The sequence below is a fragment of the Nonomuraea marmarensis genome, assembly GCF_043197025.1.
Lineage (GTDB): Bacteria > Actinomycetota > Actinomycetes > Streptosporangiales > Streptosporangiaceae > Nonomuraea > Nonomuraea marmarensis.
Genome location: NZ_JBICRM010000005.1, coordinates 269,436 through 286,760 on the forward strand (window position 1 = coordinate 269,436; position 17,325 = coordinate 286,760).

Here is a 17,325-nt window from a genome sequence, read left to right on the forward strand (position 1 = left end):
TTGTTCGTCAGCGAGAAAGGAGAAACCATGACGAACCAGACCACAGACGGGCAGCGATTGCACGGGCCTGGACTCATCGACGTGCGGATGATGCGGGTCGCACACAGCAGTTTCCGCCGCGAGCTGGGCCTGTCCCCTGCGGCGGTACGCGCGGTCGCCGCGGGAGACCGCCGCCGGACGTCGATCGTCGCAGACCACGCGGCCCTATTCCTGTCGCTGCTGCATCACCACCACAGCATCGAAGACGACCTGCTGTGGGCGGCGCTGCTCGAACGGGTTCCCGGTGAGCTCGCTCCGCTGGTGCACGTGATGCAGAGCCAGCACGAGCACGTGGCGGCGCTACTGGACCAGGCGCACGGGGCACTCGAAACCTGGCGCCGTACCGCGGCCACTCCGGACGGTGAGGCGCTGGCCGAGATCCTGTCCAGCCTGTGCACGGCGCTGTTCGAGCACTTGCATGCCGAGGAGACCCACCTTCTGCCCATCATGGCGCGGCACATCACGGCCGAGGAGTGGGAGGAGTTCACCGCTCAGGGGATGTCTTCGATTCCCAAGCGGCTGATGTTCCTGGGCTTCGGGATGATGCTCTACGAGGGTGACCCCGAGGTGATCGGGATCGAGATGCGGAAGCTCCCCGCGCCGCTGCGCCGCCTGCTGCCGCCGCTGGGACGCCGCGCGTTCCGGCGCTACGCCCGCCGGATTCACGGCACCCCCACACCTCCGCGCGGCATCGGAGCCGTCGCCTAGTTCGTCCCCATTCGCACAAGGAGTTCATCATGATGTCGAACACCATCGCCGCCGCCCGAGCCCGGAACGAGGACGTGTGGAACCGTTCCAGCAAGCTGCTGTACGCCGGCGAGATCGACGAGTTCATCAGCCACTGGTGCGACGACGCCAGCTACGAGGCCGCCCTGCCGGTCCCGGGCCTGCCCGCCGTCATCACTGGACGTGAGGCGCTGCACGCGGCGTTCAGCGGCCTGGTCGCCGGCGCGCGGAGCATCGCCGTGCACGACGTCCGGTTCCACCAGACGGACGACCCCGAGGTCGCGATCGTTGAGGAGCGAATGGTCGCTGAGCTCGCCGACGGCGGCAGCTACGAAAATCGCCTCGTCATCAGGGTGACCTTCCGGGACGGCCGGATCGCCGGCATGCTCGAGTACTACGGGCAGTTCGCACACCAGGACCTGCTGCGCAAGCTCGGGTTCACGTCCTGATCTCAGGCCTGTGACCGCCTCGTGCCCGTGGAGATTCCGCGGGTAGGGGGCGGTTTCGCGTTCGTACGCCCACTAGGGAACCTCCTAGGTGCCTCCCTGAGGCGATCGCCCCGCTCGGCTGCTTATGGTCGAGCCACGAGCGAGCCGACAGGGGAGTTCAATGTCTTTACGCAACAGTGACTTCGACGGCAACGGCCGGGCGGAGATCCCGGTGACCAGCCCGTGGGGGCTCGGTGTTCTCGATCTCGCCGGGAACACCCTCGCCGCGCCGGTGATGGCCGCCAACGGCACCAGGTTCGACGGGTGGCTGCTCAATACCGCCGACAACCGCTTCGATCTGCTGGCCGACCTGGACGGGGACGGCAAGGCCGAGATCCTGGTCACCAGTCCGTGGGGCGTGGGTGTGCTGAAACGGGAGGGCAACACGTTCAGGGCGCTGGCGATGGCGCCCAATGGCACGCGGTTCGGCGGGTGGTTGCTCAACACGGCCGACAACCGGTTCGGGCCCGCCGCCGACTACGACGGCGACGGCAAGGAGGAGATCCTGGTCACGAGCCCCTGGGGGATCGGGATACTCAAGCTGAGCGGCACCACGTTCAGCGTGCTGATGATGGCGCCGAACGGGACGCCGTTCGGCGGGTGGCTGCTGAACACCGCCGACAACCGGTTCGGGCCGGTCGGCGATCTGGACGGCGACGGCCGGGCCGAGATCCTCGTCACCAGCCCCTGGGGGATCGGCGTCCTCGAGCTCTCGGGGAGCACGCTGGCCGTGCAGATGATGGTGCCCAACGGGACGCGCTTCGGCGGCTGGCTGCTCAACACCGGCGACAACCACTTCGGGAACGTGGCCGACTACGACGGCGACGGGCGCAAGGAGGTGCTGGTCACGAGCCCGTGGGGGCTGGGGATACTCAAGCTGGCCGGCGCCACGTTCAACCCGCTGATGATGGCCGCGAACGGCACCCGGTTCGGCGGCTGGTTGCTCAACACGCTCGACAACCGCTTCGGCCCCGCCGACGACTACGACGGCGACGGGCGGGACGAGCTGCTCGTGTCCAGCCCGTGGGGGATCGGCGTGCTGGAGTTGTCGGGTAACACGCTGGCCGTGCAGATGATGGCGCCCAATGGGACGCGGTTCGGCGGGTGGCTGCTGAACACCGCCGACAACCGCTTCGACGTCGTCGGCGACTTCGACGGCGACAAGCGGGCCGAGATCCTGGTGACCAGCCCGTGGGGGATCGGGCTGCTGAAGCTCTCCGGGGCCACGATGACGGTGCCGATGATGGCGCAGAACGGGACGCGGTTCGGCGGGTGGCTGCTCAACACCGCCGACAACCACTTCGGCATGGAAACTGAGATGGTACGCGTACACGTCAAGATCCTTACCAACCCCACGATCTCGATCGACCAGATGCTCGTGGCCATGCGGCAGGTGTACGAGGCGGTCGGCATCCGGGTGCAGGTCGCGAGCACCGAGACGCTCAACCTGCCCGCGCTGAACGACGTGGACGTCGGCACGTGCTCGCTGGGCGTGGTCACCGCCGAGCAGACCCAGCTCTTCGCCAACCGGAACAACGTGGCCCCCGGCGACATGGTCGTCTACTTCGTCCGCAGCACGGTCCCGCCGTTCAACGGCTGCGCCGCGCATCCGGCGGACCGGCCGGGCGCCGTGGTCGCGCAGGGCGCCACCCAGTGGACGATGGCGCACGAGCTCGGCCACGTGCTGAGCCTGCTGCACGTCAACGACAACGACCGCCTCATGACCGGGAACGGCACGGGCAACATCACCAACCCGCCGCCCGACCTGATCTCGCAGGAGGTCATCGCGATGCGCGCCCAGACCCTGACCCACGCCGAATAGGAGGAGCCATGCCGGTCACCATGGAAGACGTTCGGCGCTTTCTCGACGCCGACGAGGTCGACTACGTGGCCGCGGCCACTGCCTTCGGCAGCGCCGCGCTGCCCCACCTGGAGCGGTTCGCACAGGGGCCGGATGTGATGCTGGCCAGCAAGGCCGTCTATCTCGCCAGCCTCGTGGGCGGGGCGGGCGCGAGCGGCATCCTGGCCACCGCGGCCGACAGCCCGCAACCGCCGGTCCGCGTGGCCGCGGCCTCCGGCCTGCGCAATCTCGCGGAGGCGGCCGCGGGTGAGGTCGGGCCGGTCGCCGACCGGTTGCTCGGCGACGACGACGTCGGCGTCCGCAAGGTGGCGCTGGCCTCGGCGGCCGGGCTGGGCACCGCGGAGATGACCGATCGGGTACGCCAGGTCGCGGAGAACGACCCGGAACCGGTCCTCCGCGACCTGGCCAACCGGCTGGCCCAAGAATAGCCGACAGTTCGGCCGAACTTCACTCCTGTCACATCTGGCGCAAATAGCGTTACACGCATCCCTGACACCTAAGGAGATGCGATGTTGCGTCGAGCCCTGGGCGTGCTGGTCGCCGCCGGAGCCATGCTGCTGCCGGTCGCTCCGGCGACGGCCGCCAGCAACGCCGAGCCCCTTCCCCGCGCGCACGCGCACAATGACTACGAGCACACCCGGCCCCTCCAGGATGCTCTCGACCACGGGTTCACCAGTGTCGAGGCCGACATCTACCTGGTGGAGGGCGAGTTGCGGGTCGGCCACGACCCCGAGGACCTGCAGCCTGGCCGCACCCTCCAGTCGCTCTACCTGGATCCGCTGGCGCAGCGGGTCAAGCAGGGGTACGGTCGCGTCTTCCCGCGCAGCCGGCAGCCGCTCCAGCTCCTGGTGGACATCAAGAACAACGGCGCCGCCACGTACACCGAGCTCGACCGCGTGCTCGGGTCGTACCGAAAGATGCTCACCACCTACGGCAAGGGCAAGGTGAAGGGCGGCGCGGTGACCGTGGTGGTCAGCGGTGATCGGCCGCGCGAGCTCATGGCCGGGCAGGAGCGGCGGTACACCTTCTACGACGGGCGGATGACCGACCTGGGGCAGGGCGGCGCGGCGCTGATCCCGCTGATCAGCGACAACTGGACCAACCACTTCACCTGGAACGGCGAAGGCGAGATGCCGGCCGCCGAGCGGGCCAAGCTGCGGGAGGTCGTGGCGACCGCGCACCGTGACGGGCAGCGGGTGCGGTTCTGGGCCACGCCCGACACGGCCGGGCCGGCTCGGGACGCGATCTGGCGGGAGCTCGTGGCGGCGGACGTGGATCACATCAACACCGACGACCTGGACGGACTTCAGCGGTTCCTGCGGGCCGCGGGGTAAATTCCGTGGCATACGTCCGTAAGGCCGAGTAAGGTCCGGACCGGACTGGCCGCGGGACTTCGGTACGACTTCCGGAACCCGCCTATGAAGCGATGCTTCGCAGCTCGTGCCCCCATTCCCCGGCCAGTCCGCGACCCCGGGGGGAGCCGATGGACACCTACGCCGACCTGATCGAGTGCGAGGACGTGCTGCTCTTCGCGAACGCGGCGATCACCTCGACCGGCCAGCGCGAGTTTCACAGCGCGGCCGGCGAGCAGCGGCTCTCCCTCGACTTCCTGCACCGCTACATCCACGGCAACTACCCCGACCTGTACGCCGCCACCCTGGCCCTCGACATCAACGACCACAACGCCGCCCTGATCATCGGCAACCTGCTCAGGCAGCCTGGCACGGGCGACGGGCGGCTGATCGCGCGGCGGCTGGCCAGGATGAGCCCGCCCAGGGTCTACCGGCTGTTCCACGTGCTGCGTCGCGACGGCGTCAACAACCGGCGCACCAGGGCACTCATCCGCGACTGGCTCGCCGGTCGGCCCGACCTGGCGTTCGACGCCGTGAAGTACCGCTCGGCGGTCAAGTCGGCGGTGCGGCACGCGCATCTGCGGCCGGCGGGCGAGCTGGGCGACTTCCTGTTCGCGCCGTTCAGCCGCACCCGCTACGAGACACCGGTCCTGGAGGCGTGGCGCCGCGCGCACTACGACAAGACCGCCCTGTACGACCTCCCGTACACCGTCGCCGAAGGCTTCGCGGCCCACCACGGGATCAGCAGGACGATCTTCCTCGAAGGCATCGCGCCCCGGCTGACCAGGCTCGAACGGCTCCGGCTGGCGGAGTCGGCAGGCGAGCAGAGGGTGGACACCGAGGCGGACCTGGCCGCGATGCCGCTGGTCAGGCTGGCTTCCTATGTGTTGTCGCTGGCTGGCGGCGTGCGGACGCGGCGGCGTACCGAACTGGTGGGCGCGTTGCGGGCGTCGGCGGCGCGGGCGGCAGGGGCGCGGGCGGGCACGTGGGGGAGCGTGGCGGCGGTGCTGGACGACAGCTTCTCCTCGTTCGGCTCTCCGGTGAAGCGGCGCCGCCCGCTGGCGGTCGCGCTGGCCTGCCACTACCTGCTGGAGGCGCTGGCCGGCGGCTATCGCGGGTTGTGGTTGTCGGGCAGGAGCGACCCGCTCCAGGCGCGGCCGTCCGGGCCCACGCCGCTCGGTCAGCGGATCATCGACGCGCTGGACCCGCGGCCGGACATGCTGGTCATCGTCTCCGACGGCTGGGACAACGCGCCGCCCGGGCTGGCCGGCGAGGTGCTGCGCGTGTGGCGGCGCAAGCTCGATCCCGGAGGTGAGGTCGGCATCGTGCACGTGAACCCGGTTTACGACGCCGACGCATTCGACGTGCGGCGGTTGTCGCCGATGGTGCCGACGGCCGGCATCCGCGACGCCGAGGACCTGCCCGCGCTGGTGGAGCTGGCCAGGTTCGCGGAGGGGCGGACCGGGCTCGGGGAGCTGCGGGCGTACCTGGAAGATCGGGCGGCGCGATGATGGATCTCACCGGGCTCGACACGCGGCCCGCGCAGACCTGGGGAGCGCTGCGGCTGGTGCCGCTCGTGCGCCGCGAGCCCATCGAGGACCTGCGGCTGCACGCCATGGTGTACGGCCTCGAGCCCAGCATGGTGTTCCTGCCGGACAGGACGCTCTACACGGCCTACGTGCCGCACGCGTTCGTCGCCTCCTGGAGCGACGACGGCACCCCGGCGGCGGCGTACGGCACGCAGCTCGGGCAGCCGCTGCGGCACATGTGCGTCAGGACGCGGCGCAGGATGGCCAGGCGGGTGGACAAGAACCGGCTCAGGTTCCTGCCGCTGCACCTGGCCGTGGAGGGGTTCCTGGCGCTGCACTTCGGCGGCCCGGTGATCGCGTGGGAGGAGTGGTCGCGCCAGGCGGTCGCGCACGGCCTGTCCCACCGCGCCGAGGACGCCTACACCGGCGCGGAGGTGCGCGGGCTGGACGACGCGCTGAAGGTGTTCGAGATCTACCCGGGGCAGTGCGGGCTGCTGCTGTACGCCGGTGACACGCTGGCCAGCGCCTTCGTGGTGCCGCACCCGGAGGACTACCGGGCGCTGCACCCCACCCTCATCCTGGACCTGTACGGCGAGCTGATCTACGACTACGCCCTGTTCTACCCGGCCAGGGACTTCCCCGCGGTGATCGACGAGAACACGGTCTCCTCGCTGGCCGACCTGCGGGCCCAGGCCGAGCGCCAGGAGCGGGAGTGGGCCGGTTTCCACGACTCGGTGATGGCCGCCGGGCTCCTCCGCGCCCCCGCGCAGGTGGAGGAGGTCTACCGGATGGGCGGGTTCACGCTGAGCCGGTTCCTGCCCGCGTTCGGGCGGAAGAGTGAGAACCACATCGGCGAGACGATCACCGATGGGGAGGGGCGGCTGGCGTACCTGAAGACGTTCCGGTTGTCGGAGGCGCAGAGCAGGCGCGGCCACCTGCTGAGCAGGCTGGCCGAGCACGGCTGGAGCCTGCCGGACACCGCCGCCGCCCTCGGGACCGACCCGGCCACGCTCGGGTTGCGGCTGCAGCGGGCCGGGTTCGGGCACCTGCTGCGGCAGGACATCCTGGACGGTTACCGCAAGGCGGTCAGTGGGCGCAGCCTGCGTACTCGTCCAGGCGGCGGAACATCGCCGCCAGCATGAGCGGGAACATCGCCACGTGCGCCACCACCATCAGCCCGCCGCCGTCGATGACGCCCAGCCACAGCAAGGGGAAGAGCGGCACGACCGGGACGAACATCGCGGCGCACATCTCCAGGGTCGCGCCCCAGCCGTGCCCGCGGATCCGCATCCAGACGGCCATGCCGACGGACATGTTGAAGGCCATCGACAGATACCAGAGCTCTGGCTGCTGGTCGTAGGAGAGGCCGAGCCCGATGGCGGACTGCAGCAGGCCGAGCGCGAACATCCCGACGAACATCGCGATGATCATCTCGACGTAGTGGAGGGCGAACCTGCCCCAGCGGCGACCGGTGTTCGTGGTTGTCGAAGTCATGCTCCGACTGTGTCCGGCGCCGGTCCCGCCTGCCTAGGAGGGCGGCCGGGGAGGTCCGGAAACTTGGGTTCTTCGTCCTTCGGACCTACAGTCGGGGCCATGGAGAAACGACGGTTCGTTGTCGTGGGCTACGAAGCCGCCGCACTGCTCGACATCGCCTGTGTGGTCTCCACGCTGGAGAGCGCGAACTGGTACGGCGCTCTGCCGTACTACGAGGCGCGCCTGGCCACGCCCGGCGGCCACGCCATCACCACCGGCACCGCATTGAACCTGCAGCCCCAGCTGGCCCTGGAGCGGGTCACCGGGCCGCTCGACACGCTTCTGGTGTCCGGTGGGGTCGGTCACGAGGACGCCGCCGCCAACCCGCTGGTCGTCGGGCACGTGCGCAGGCTGGCCCGCGAGAGCCGCCGGGTCGCCTCCGTGTGCACGGGCGCGTACGTCCTGGCCGCGGCCGGCCTGCTCGACGGCAGGCGCGCGACCACGCACTGGCAGGTGGCGCACACGATGGCGGAGCAGTACCCCGAGGTCCTGGTCGACGCCGACCCGATCTTCATCCGTGACGGGAACGTCGCCACGTCCGCGGGCGTCACCGCCGCCCTCGACCTCACGCTGGCCTTCGTCGAGGAGGACAACGGCACCGACGTGGCCAGGACCGTGGCCAGGGACCTGGTCACCTACCTGCAGCGGCCCGGCAACCAGGCCCAGATGAGCATGTTCGTCAGCGCCCCCGCACCGGCGAACAGCCTGGTCAAACGGACCATCGACTACATCGCCGGCCACCTGCGCGACGACCTGACCACGCCCGTGCTGGCCGTGGAGGCGGGGGTGAGCGAGCGCCATCTGACTCGGCTGTTCCTCAAGCACCTGGGGTTGACGCCCGGACGCTACGTCCGGCAGGCCCGCACCGAGGCCGCCGCGCACCTGCTGGCCTCCACGTCGTTGCCGATGGCCTCGGTGGCGGTGCGGTGCGGGTTCGGGACGGCGGAGACGTTGCGGCAGGCCTTCATCGACCGGTACGGCATCCCGCCCTCGCGCTACCGGCTGACGCAGGCGACGGTGGCCGGGTGACCCGTTGCGATGGCGACGGGCGGGCCGCGGCTGTCGAGGCGCGGGACCGGCTGGGCGAGGAACGTTATGCGCAGGCGTACGCCCGAGGCGGCGCTTTGTCCAAGGACGACCTGATCTCCCTCGCCGGGCGGATGGTCCAATCAGCTGGCTAATGTGTCTGCGATGAACGGTGACCGGGTCATAGGCGGCTACGCGCTGCGGCGCCTGCTCGGCCGGGGCGGCATGGGCGAGGTGCATCTCGCCGCCACGCCCACCGGCGGCCTGGCCGCGGTCAAGGTCATCCATCCTGCGCTGGCGAGAGATCCGGCTTTCCGGCGGCGGTTCGAGCGGGAGGTGGCGGCGGCTCGGCGGGTGGCCAGGTTCTGCACCGCGCCCGTGCTGGACGCCGGGATCGACGGTGACGTCGCCTACCTCGTCACCGAATACGTCAAGGGGCCGGACCTCGCGCAGGCCGTACACGATCAGGGGCCCCTGTCGGGCGGGAACCTGGAGGCGCTGGCGGTGGGCATCGCGACCGCGCTGAGCGCCATCCACGGGGCCGGGGTGATCCACCGCGACCTCAAACCCTCCAACGTGCTGCTCTCGCCGCTCGGGCCTCGGGTGATCGACTTCGGCATCGCGCAGCTCGTGGACAACGACAGCCTGGCCAGCCAGGCGATACTCGGGACGCCCGTGTTCATGGCGCCCGAGCAGGTGCGGGGTGAGGTGCTCACGCCTGCCGCCGATGTGTTCGCGTGGGGCGGGGTCATCGCGTTCGCGGGGACGGGGCGGTTGCCGTTCGGGGGCGGGGCGCCTGGCGAGGTGCTGTACCGGATCACACAGGAGGGGCCGCGGCTGGACGGGCTCGACGAGGGGATCAGGGGGTTGGTGGAGCGGGCCCTCGCCAAGGACGCCCGGTTGCGGCCTACGGCGCAGCAGTTGCTGGCGGACCTGGTCGGCGGAACCCGCCTCGCCACGGCTACCGAAGTGGTCGAACGCACCTGGACCGGCACCGAGGCGGCCGACCTGCGCCCCGACCCACAACCGGGCCGGCCCGACCCGCGCCCCGGTGCCGCACCGGCTGACGTGCGCTCTTCGCAGCAGGGTGCCGCGGGGTCGCCCCACCGCGCGGCTGATCCTGCGCGTGGTCCGGTGGCAGCCGCGCAGGGCGAACACCGGCGGTGGCCGTGGATCGTGGGTGCCATCGTGATCATCCTTGCCGTCGCCGCCGCGGCCGTGCCCGGGCTCTGGCGGGTGAGCTGGCCGTACGAGGCCCGCTTCGGCGATGCCTGGGCGATCGGGTCGTCGGAGGGCGGGAGCGCGCGGCAGGCGGGCTCCGGCTACGAGCTGACCGTCAAGCCCGGCTGGCGGCTGTGGAAGTCGGCCCCCAGACAGGAGCCGGAGGGCGGCGTGATCGTCAGCGCGAAGGCCGCCCTGGAAGAGGGATCCGGCGAGTACGGTGTGTGGTGCCACGGCTCGGCGCTCTCCGGAGACCGCTACGAGTTCGGGGTGAGCGACTCGGGCAACGTCACGATCGTCAAACGCCGCACGGGCACGCGGAGCAAGACCCTGTACGGCCCGGCGAGCACGCACGGCGCGGCCGTCGACCGCATTGTGGCGGAGTGCGGCCAGAGCAGGGGCAAGGTGACGTTACGCATGTGGCTGAACGAACGCCTGGTCACGGAGGTGTCCGACGCCGACGAGCCCTACGGCCCCAGCGAGGCGGGCGTTTACGCAGCCTCCAGCGCCACCGGGTCCATCCGCGTCCGCTTCGACTCGTTCGCCCTCATGCCGGTGGGCGGGTGAACGTGCGGTTCGGCGTGCTCGGGCCGCTGCGGATCGACGGCGGGCAGGCGCCGGGGCCGGCCAAGCACCGGACGTTGCTGGCCGCGCTGCTGCTGTCGGCCCGCGAGCGGGTGCCGGTGGAGCGGCTGATGTCCGTGGTCTGGGACGACCGGCCGCCCGCGTCGGCGGAGTCGGTGCTCAGGGTTTACGTGAGCGCGTTGCGCAAGGTCGTCGACGGCATCCGTACCGTGCCGGGCGGCTATCTGATCGAGGTCGAGCCGGACGACGTCGACTGCCACCGGTTCGAGCGGCTGGTCGCCGGGGCCAGGCGGGTGAGGGCGGCGGGGCAGGTCGCGGAGGCGGCCGACGGGTTCAGGGCCGCGCTGGGGTTGTGGCGGGGGCAGGCGCTGGCCGATGTGGAGTCGTCTATGTTGCGCAGGGCGCACGGCGTGCCGCTGGAGGAGCTGCGGCTGACGGCGCTGGAGGAGCGCGTGCAGCTTGACCTGCGGCTGGGCAGGGGCGCGGAGGTGGTCGGGGAGCTGCGGGCGCTGGTCGGGGCGCATCCGTTGCGCGAACGGGCCTGGGTACGCCTCATCGAGGCACTCCATCAGGCGGGACGCAGGTCGGAGGCGCTGGGTGCGTACCAGGACGCGCGATGGACGCTGGTCGAGGAGCTGGGTCTGGAGCCCGGGGCCGAGCTGACGGAGGCCCACCAGAAGGTGCTGGCCGACGAGGCCCACCGGGGGTACGGCGACGGCTCGGGGACCTTCGGCGGCTACGGGACCGGGCATCAGCCGATAGGGCCGATCGATGAATTGCCGCCGGATATTTCGGACTTTGCCGGGCGGCGGGCGGTGCTCGACTGGATCATCGGGACGGCGAGCGAGCACGCGTCGGCACCCGTACACCTGGTCCTGCACGGCCCGCCGGGGTGCGGCAAGTCGGCCGTGGCCGTGCACGCCGCCTCCGGGCTCCGGCTGCCGGACGGCCGCCTCTACGCCTCGCTCGGCCCCAGGCCGCCAGGCGCCGTGCTCGAAGACCTGCTGCGTTCGCTGGGCTGCCCGGAGGGCGCGGTGCCACCGGGGCTGGACGAGCGCGTGCGGCTCTACCGCAGCCTGACGGCCCGTAGGAGACTGCTCGTCGTACTGGACGACGCCGCCGACGAAGCCCAGGTACGCCCCCTGCTGCCGACAGGGCCGGGCAGCCTCACCCTGGTGACGAGCCGGTCGCCGCTGGCCGGGCTGGAGGCGGCGCGGGCGTACGAGCTGGGGGTCCTCGACCAGGACGAGGCCGTGGCCCTGCTCGGCGGGGTGGCCGGGCACGAGCGGGTACGCGCCGAGCCCGAGGCCGCCGCGCGCATCGTCCACCTCTGCGGCCACCTTCCCCTGGCCCTGCGCATCGCCGGGTCCCGGCTGGCCAGGAAACCGGGCTGGACGCTCGATCACCTGGCGGGCCGCCTCGGGGACGAACGGCGCAGGCTCGACGAGCTCAGCGCGGGCGACCTGGCCGTCCGCGGGAGCCTGGCGCTCGGCTACCGCGGCCTGCCCGACCGGGAACGGCGCCTCCTGCGCGGGCTCGGCGCGCTGTCCGCCCCCGACTTCGCGCCCTGGGTCCTGGGGGCGGACCTGGAACCGCTGGCCGAAGCCGGGCTGCTCCAGTCGCGCGGCTTGGACGAGGCGGGCCAGGAGCGGTATGGCTGGCACGACCTGACCAGGCTCTACGCCGCGGAACGTGTGGCCGAGGAGGACGGCGGCCCCGGCATGGTCCTGGCGGCACGGGCGGGCACGATCCTGGAGCGGACCAGGCAGGCCAGGGCGTCCCTGCTCCCTGCGGAACCCGGCTCGGGCCGTACCGAGGTCCACCCGCCCGACCAGGACGAGCCACATCGCATCGAGGCCGGATGGGGCTCGGGGACCTGGACGCGCGGTCACGGTCTCGAGACCGGCTGGTTGCGCCAGGAGGCGCGGTGGCTGAGCGCCGAGCGCCGGTTCCTGGTGGCGACCGTCGGGGACTTCTACCGTGCGGGTCTGTACGAGGCCGCGTGGCGGCTGGCCTTCTACCTGACGCCGCTGTTCGAGCTGGGCGCGCACCACGACGACTGGCACGCGACGACGGCGGTCGGGCTCGACGCGGCCCGGGCGGCAGGCCACCGTCAGGGCGAGGCGCTCCTGCTCCGCGGCTTGGCCGACCTGCACCGGGCCGAGGGCAGGACCGAGGCGGCGGCCGCGGCACTGAGAGCGGCCCAGCCACTGGTGGAAGGGCTGGAATCGGCCCGGATCACGCTCAGGCTCGGCCTGGTCCAAGCCCGCCGGGATTCATGGGAGGCGGAGCGGGCCTTCGTGCGGGCACTCCAAGTCTTCGAGGAGGCCGGAGACCGGCGCGGGCGGTCAGACGCGTTACGCGCACTCGGCGCGCTGCGCCAGGACGAGGGCTCGCTGCAGGAGAGCCTGGCCGCGTACCAGGACCTGGGTGATCCGCGGGGCGCGGCGGAGGCGCTGCTGGACCTGGCCAGGCTGCATCTGGCCGCCCACCGGCACCCCCAGGCCAGGGACTGCGCGGAACGGCGGCTGCGGATCAACCGCCGTCTCGGTGACCGGCTGCCGGAGGCGGTGGCGTCGCTCGTGCTGGCGGAGATCGCCAGGGCGGAAGGGGTTCCGGAGGCCGCAGCGGGCGCGGCACGGGAGGCGCTGGAGACGTTCACCTCGTACGGCGACCGCAGGAGTGCCGGGCAGGCCCTGCTGGTGATCGCCCAGGCGGCGCTCGACCTCGACGACATCGCCGGGGCTGTTGAGGCTGTTACGCGTGCTATGGGAGAGTTTGACGGCCTCGGTGATGAACAGGGCAAGGCCGAGGCCGAACGGCTCGCGCAGGAGGCCCGCAGGCGGCGTGGTCAGCGGATATAGCGGACTATGCGGATCCTGAAGGTCGCTTCCTTACGGTGGGGCCACATCCCCGACAACGAAGGTGATCCCATAATGCGAAAGACGATCGCGCTGGCAGTTGCGGCCGTCGTACTGACGGGTTGCGGCATGCTCCCCGGCCAGCAGGGCGGCGGCGGCGAGGAGAAGCAGTCGCAGACCGTCGCGGAGCAGCAGAGCACACCGACCCCCGCCGAACAGCGGCAGAGCGCGCCCCCGCAGCAGACCGAGCCGATCGCCACCCGCGAGACCCAGGTCGGCGCGGGCGACATGTACGGCAAGGCCCGCGCGGACATCACCGCGCTCAAGCGCCAGGGCAGAACCGTGAGCCTCAACTGGACGGTCACCGCGACCGACGGCAAGGTCAACCTGCACAACGGCATGGGTACGGCCGCGCTCGACTTCACGGTCTCGGCCGTCTCCCTGATCGACCCGGTGAACGCCAAGCGCTACCGGGTGGCCCGCAACGGCACGGGCGAGGACGCGAAGTGCGTCTGCTCGGGCACCCAGGGCCAGTTCCTGGAGACGGGGGAGGCCTCCACGCTGTACGCGATCTTCGCCGCGCCGCCCCCGGACGTCACGAAGGTCAACGTCGAGATGCCCATGATCGGCGTGATCACCGATGTTCCTATCTCTTAGCGTCGCCCTGGCCCTCGTCGTGTCCCCGACACCGCCGCCGGACGCCACCGGCGCCATCGAGAACCTGGTGCTGCCCGTGGAGGACATCATCGGCGAGGTCGAGTCGATGGACGGCTCGGAGAGCGAGACCAAGCAGGGGCGCCAGGTGACGCTCGCGCTCACCAGCGACGTGCTGTTCGCGCTGGACAAGTGGCAACTGACCGCCAAGGCCAGGCAGCGGCTGGCTCAGGTGGCAGAGAAGGTCGACGCGGAGGGCGCCGGCGGGGTGGTCAAGATCGACGGGCACACCGACGATCAGGGGAGCGACGCGTACAACGTCACGCTGTCGCAGCGGCGCGCCCAGGCCGTACAGGCGGCGATGCGGGGGTTGCTGACCGGCACGGGGGTGACCCTGCAGGCGAACGGGTACGGGGAAAGCCGCCCGAAGCTGCCCAACCTGATCGACGGCAAGCCTGTGGACGAGAACCGCGCCAAGAACCGCCGCGTCGAAATCGTCTTCACCGCCAAGCGATGACTCCGGCCTCCGGTGCCCAGCCTCGGGCGTCGCGCCCGCGGCGCTCGACGGGAAGGGGCCTCACGCGCCGGACGAGGGCCATCCAGCGAGCGGAGGCGCCGGGTGCCGTCAGTCGCCCGGCAGTTGGCCCAGCGTCACGTTGATCGTCTTCGGGGTGCCGTCCGGAAGGGTCAGCTCCACCCGGACCCGGGAGCCGGGTTTGAGGGTGGTGAGGGTTTCCGAGAGGTCCGCCATCGTCGGCGTCTTCTTGCCGTTGATCGAGACGATCACGTCCCCGGCCCGGATCCCCGCCTTGGCCGCGCCCCCGCCGGGCTCCACCGAGGCCACCGCCACACCGCTGGGCTCCCCGTCGTTGCCGATGATCGTGCTGCCACGGATGCCCAGTGCGGCCCGGTGGCTGTTGACGACCTTGCCGTACTTGACGATCTGGGCGGCGATGTCCGTGGCGGTGTTGCTCGGGATCGCGAAGCCGATGCCCGGCGCGGCGCCCCCACCGAGGTCGGGGTCCGTGGCGGCGAGGGTCGGGATGCCGATCACCTGCCCTGACAGGTCCACGAGCGCCCCGCCGCTGTTGCCGGGGTTGATCGCGGCCGAGGTCTGGACCGCGCCCGTGATCGTGGCGCCGGGCGAGCCGGGGTTCTGCGGCTCGGTGACCGTACGGCCGAGGGCCGAGATGATGCCGTTCGTCACGCTGCTGGACAGGCCCAGGGGGTTGCCCATGGCCAGGACGATCTGACCGACCCGCAGCTTGCCCGAGTCCCCGAACTTCGCCGGTCGCAGCCCGTTCGGCTTGTCCACCTTGATGACCGCCAGGTCGCCGGCGTTGAAGGACTTGACCAGTTTGGCCGGGCGCGGGGCGCCGCCGCTGGCGACCGTGACGCTCATCTGGGTGGCCTGGCCGATCACGTGCGCGTTGGTGACGATGTGCCCGGCGGAGTCGTACACGATGCCGGAGCCGAGCCCGACCTTGGTGTTGATCTGCACGATGGACGGCAGGACGTCCGTGATGACCCGCTCGTACGCCGTCTGCAGCGAATTCAGCTCCGTCGTGGGGGTCGCGGTCGGCGAAGCCGAGGTCGGTGCCGGCGTGGGCGTTGCGGTCGTACCGGCATTGGGAGGCCCGCAGCCGGCGAGCAGTACGGCGGCGGCCAGCCCTGCGACGATCTCCCTCATGGCAGCTGACTGCCCATCTCAGCCAGAAAGATACGTTTCCCGGACATAACGCCTGCTCAACTTGCCTGTCGGCGTCCGCGGCAACGCTTCGCGATACTCGATCACCCGCGGATGTTTGAGCCTGGCCAGCCGGGGCGCGCAGTGCCGCAGGAGCTCCGCCGTGAGCTCCTCCCCAGCCGAAACCCCCGAAGCGGGCTGGACGAGGGCGACGACCTTGTGACCCCACTCCGGATCCGGTACGCCGATCACCGCCACGTCCGCCACCGACGGATGTTCGAGCAGCGCCGCCTCGATCTCCGCGGGGTAGATGTTGACCCCGCCCGAGATGATCAGGTCCGTCCGCCGGTCCAGCAGGAACAGGTAACCGTCGTCGTCCAGATAGCCGATGTCCCCAGGCGTGTACGCGGCCCCGCGCATGGCCGCCGCCGTCTTGCCCGGGTCCCGGTGGTACTCGAACCGGTTGATCCCGCCGATGTACACCAGCCCCGGCGCGCCCGGCCCCACCTCCCGGCCGTCCTCCCCGACGATCGTGAACGCCATCCCCTCCAGCGCCCTGCCCACCGTCCCCGGCCTGGCCAGCCACTCCTGCGACGACACCATGGTCGCCACGGCCGCCTCCGTGGACCCGTAGTACTCCCACAACACGGGCCCCACCCAGTCGATCATCGCCTGCTTGACGGCCGGCGGGCACGGCGCGGCCCCGTGGTAGAGGTGGGTGAGGGACGACAGATCGTACGACTCCCGCCCCGGCACCCCCAGCAGCCGGTGGAACATCGTGGGCACCATGAACGCGTTAGTCACCCGATACCGCTCGATCAGCCGCAACGTGTCGACCGGGTCGAACCGTGCGGGCGCCACGATCGAGTGCCCGAACTGCAGCGCCATCATGGCCTGCCCGTACGGCGCCGAGTGGTAGAGCTGCGAGCACACCAGGTGCACCCCGCCGAGCGGCAGCCCGAAATGCCGCCAGCTCTTGCGCATCAGGATCGGGTACAGCTTCTCCGGCGTCAGATCCAGCAGCCGCCGCCGCACCCCCTTCGGCCGTCCCGTGGTCCCCGAGGTGTAGAGCATCATCGACCCGGCCCGCCGGTGCGCGGGCGCGGTTGAGGGTTGCCCCGACACCAGCTCGCCGACCGTCAGCGCCGCGGGCGAGATCACCACCTCGGCCCCGCAGTCGGCCACGATGTAGTCGATCTCCTCCGCCGTGAAGTGCCAGTTGACCGGTACCAGATAAGCCCCGATCTGGTACGTCGCGAGCATCATGGTCAGCGCGTCGAGCCCGTTCTTCAGCACGGTGACCACGCAGCCGCCAGGTCCGGCTCCGCGCGAGGTCAGGCCGTTGGAGGCCTGGTTGACGCGGGCGAGCAGCTCTCCGTAGGTGGTGCCCTCGTCACCGAGCAAGGCGGGGCGTTCAGGGTCATCGGCGGCGATCTCGTAGAAACCCCTCATGTCCGCAGACCTTACAGAATTAGATTCTGCAGGGGGAATAGAGGAATTATCCCTCGCCCTCGTGACGTAACCTCAAGGCCATGGCGGACGTCGGCGACCAGAGACCTTCAAGCGATGCATCATCCACCACCCCGTTCCGCAAGGTCGTCCTGCCCGCCGAGGAGACGATCAGGATCGCCAGGCCCCCGGCGCCGGGGCCGTCCACGCCGATCCGCCCCCCCTCGCAACCTCCGTCCCAGCCTGCACAACAGCCTGCGCAACAGCCCAAGCAGCAGCCCGCGCAGCAACCTGCGCAACAGCCCCCGCAGCAT

At 71.0% G+C, this 17,325-nt stretch carries 16 protein-coding genes; 13 read left to right on the plus strand and 3 right to left on the minus strand.

The genetic code is table 11. The features are described from left to right. The first annotated feature begins 27 nt into the window (after window positions 1–27). From ACFLIM_RS10550 to ACFLIM_RS10580, 7 genes are all read left to right on the plus strand, one after another. Window positions 28–747, plus strand: a complete 720-nt coding sequence (locus tag ACFLIM_RS10550) for a hemerythrin domain-containing protein (RefSeq protein ID WP_393164282.1) — start codon at window positions 28–30, stop codon at window positions 745–747. Between the two features lie 29 nt (window positions 748–776). Continuing rightward, window positions 777–1,214 carry a nuclear transport factor 2 family protein gene (locus ACFLIM_RS10555; RefSeq protein WP_393164283.1) on the plus strand — a complete coding sequence of 146 codons (438 nt, stop codon included), beginning with the start codon at window positions 777–779 and terminating at the stop codon, window positions 1,212–1,214. A gap of 160 nt (window positions 1,215–1,374) precedes the next feature. After that, window positions 1,375–3,075 (plus strand): FG-GAP repeat domain-containing protein, encoded by a 1,701-nt coding sequence (locus ACFLIM_RS10560; RefSeq protein WP_393164284.1) that lies wholly within the window; start codon window positions 1,375–1,377, stop codon window positions 3,073–3,075. 8 nt (window positions 3,076–3,083) lie between these two features. Then, window positions 3,084–3,542, plus strand: coding sequence for a hypothetical protein (locus tag ACFLIM_RS10565; RefSeq protein ID WP_393164285.1), 459 nt, complete (start codon window positions 3,084–3,086; stop codon window positions 3,540–3,542). Window positions 3,543–3,623: 81 nt separating this feature from the next. Beyond that, window positions 3,624–4,448 (plus strand): phosphatidylinositol-specific phospholipase C/glycerophosphodiester phosphodiesterase family protein, encoded by an 825-nt coding sequence (locus ACFLIM_RS10570; RefSeq protein ID WP_393164286.1) that lies wholly within the window; start codon window positions 3,624–3,626, stop codon window positions 4,446–4,448. A 149-nt stretch (window positions 4,449–4,597) separates the two neighbouring features. Then, window positions 4,598–5,977, plus strand: a complete 1,380-nt coding sequence (locus ACFLIM_RS10575; RefSeq protein WP_393164287.1) for a hypothetical protein — start codon at window positions 4,598–4,600, stop codon at window positions 5,975–5,977. Beyond that, the gene (locus tag ACFLIM_RS10580) at window positions 5,974–7,137 is read left to right on the plus strand and encodes an ARPP-2 domain-containing protein (protein WP_393164288.1); all 1,164 of its coding nucleotides are present in this window, start codon (window positions 5,974–5,976) and stop codon (window positions 7,135–7,137) included. Before ACFLIM_RS10575 ends, ACFLIM_RS10580 begins: the two co-directional genes overlap by 4 nt. Here the strand turns inward: ACFLIM_RS10580 and ACFLIM_RS10585 are convergent. Then, a complete protein-coding gene (locus tag ACFLIM_RS10585) occupies window positions 7,082–7,489 on the minus strand; it encodes a hypothetical protein (RefSeq protein WP_393164289.1) in 408 nt (135 codons plus the stop codon). The two genes, ACFLIM_RS10580 and ACFLIM_RS10585, sit on opposite strands and share 56 nt — an antisense overlap. 99 nt (window positions 7,490–7,588) lie before the next feature. Here ACFLIM_RS10585 and ACFLIM_RS10590 point away from each other — a divergent pair, with 99 nt between their 5' ends. From ACFLIM_RS10590 to ACFLIM_RS10615, 6 genes are all read left to right on the plus strand, one after another. Beyond that, entirely contained in the window at window positions 7,589–8,557 is a 969-nt protein-coding gene (locus ACFLIM_RS10590) for a GlxA family transcriptional regulator (RefSeq protein ID WP_393164290.1), read from the plus strand. Next, the gene (locus tag ACFLIM_RS10595) at window positions 8,554–8,709 is read left to right on the plus strand and encodes a hypothetical protein (protein ID WP_393164291.1); all 156 of its coding nucleotides are present in this window, start codon (window positions 8,554–8,556) and stop codon (window positions 8,707–8,709) included. Before ACFLIM_RS10590 ends, ACFLIM_RS10595 begins: the two co-directional genes overlap by 4 nt. Window positions 8,710–8,719: 10 nt before the next feature. Then, window positions 8,720–10,342, plus strand: coding sequence for a serine/threonine-protein kinase (locus ACFLIM_RS10600; RefSeq protein WP_393164292.1), 1,623 nt, complete (start codon window positions 8,720–8,722; stop codon window positions 10,340–10,342). Continuing rightward, window positions 10,339–13,224 carry an AfsR/SARP family transcriptional regulator gene (locus ACFLIM_RS10605; RefSeq protein WP_393164293.1) on the plus strand — a complete coding sequence of 962 codons (2,886 nt, stop codon included), beginning with the start codon at window positions 10,339–10,341 and terminating at the stop codon, window positions 13,222–13,224. The genes ACFLIM_RS10600 and ACFLIM_RS10605 overlap by 4 nt, the downstream gene beginning before the upstream one ends. A 72-nt stretch (window positions 13,225–13,296) precedes the next feature. Further along, window positions 13,297–13,878 carry a hypothetical protein gene (locus ACFLIM_RS10610; protein ID WP_393164294.1) on the plus strand — a complete coding sequence of 194 codons (582 nt, stop codon included), beginning with the start codon at window positions 13,297–13,299 and terminating at the stop codon, window positions 13,876–13,878. After that, window positions 13,862–14,392 (plus strand): OmpA family protein, encoded by a 531-nt coding sequence (locus ACFLIM_RS10615; RefSeq protein ID WP_393164295.1) that lies wholly within the window; start codon window positions 13,862–13,864, stop codon window positions 14,390–14,392. The genes ACFLIM_RS10610 and ACFLIM_RS10615 overlap by 17 nt, the downstream gene beginning before the upstream one ends. 108 nt (window positions 14,393–14,500) lie before the next feature. Here the strand turns inward: ACFLIM_RS10615 and ACFLIM_RS10620 are convergent, their stop codons facing one another. After that, window positions 14,501–15,565, minus strand: coding sequence for a S1C family serine protease (locus ACFLIM_RS10620; RefSeq protein WP_393164296.1), 1,065 nt, complete (start codon window positions 15,563–15,565; stop codon window positions 14,501–14,503). 18 nt (window positions 15,566–15,583) lie between these two features. After that, window positions 15,584–17,014, minus strand: a complete 1,431-nt coding sequence (locus tag ACFLIM_RS10625; protein WP_393164297.1) for an AMP-binding protein — start codon at window positions 17,012–17,014, stop codon at window positions 15,584–15,586. Window positions 17,015–17,325 lie beyond the last annotated feature (311 nt).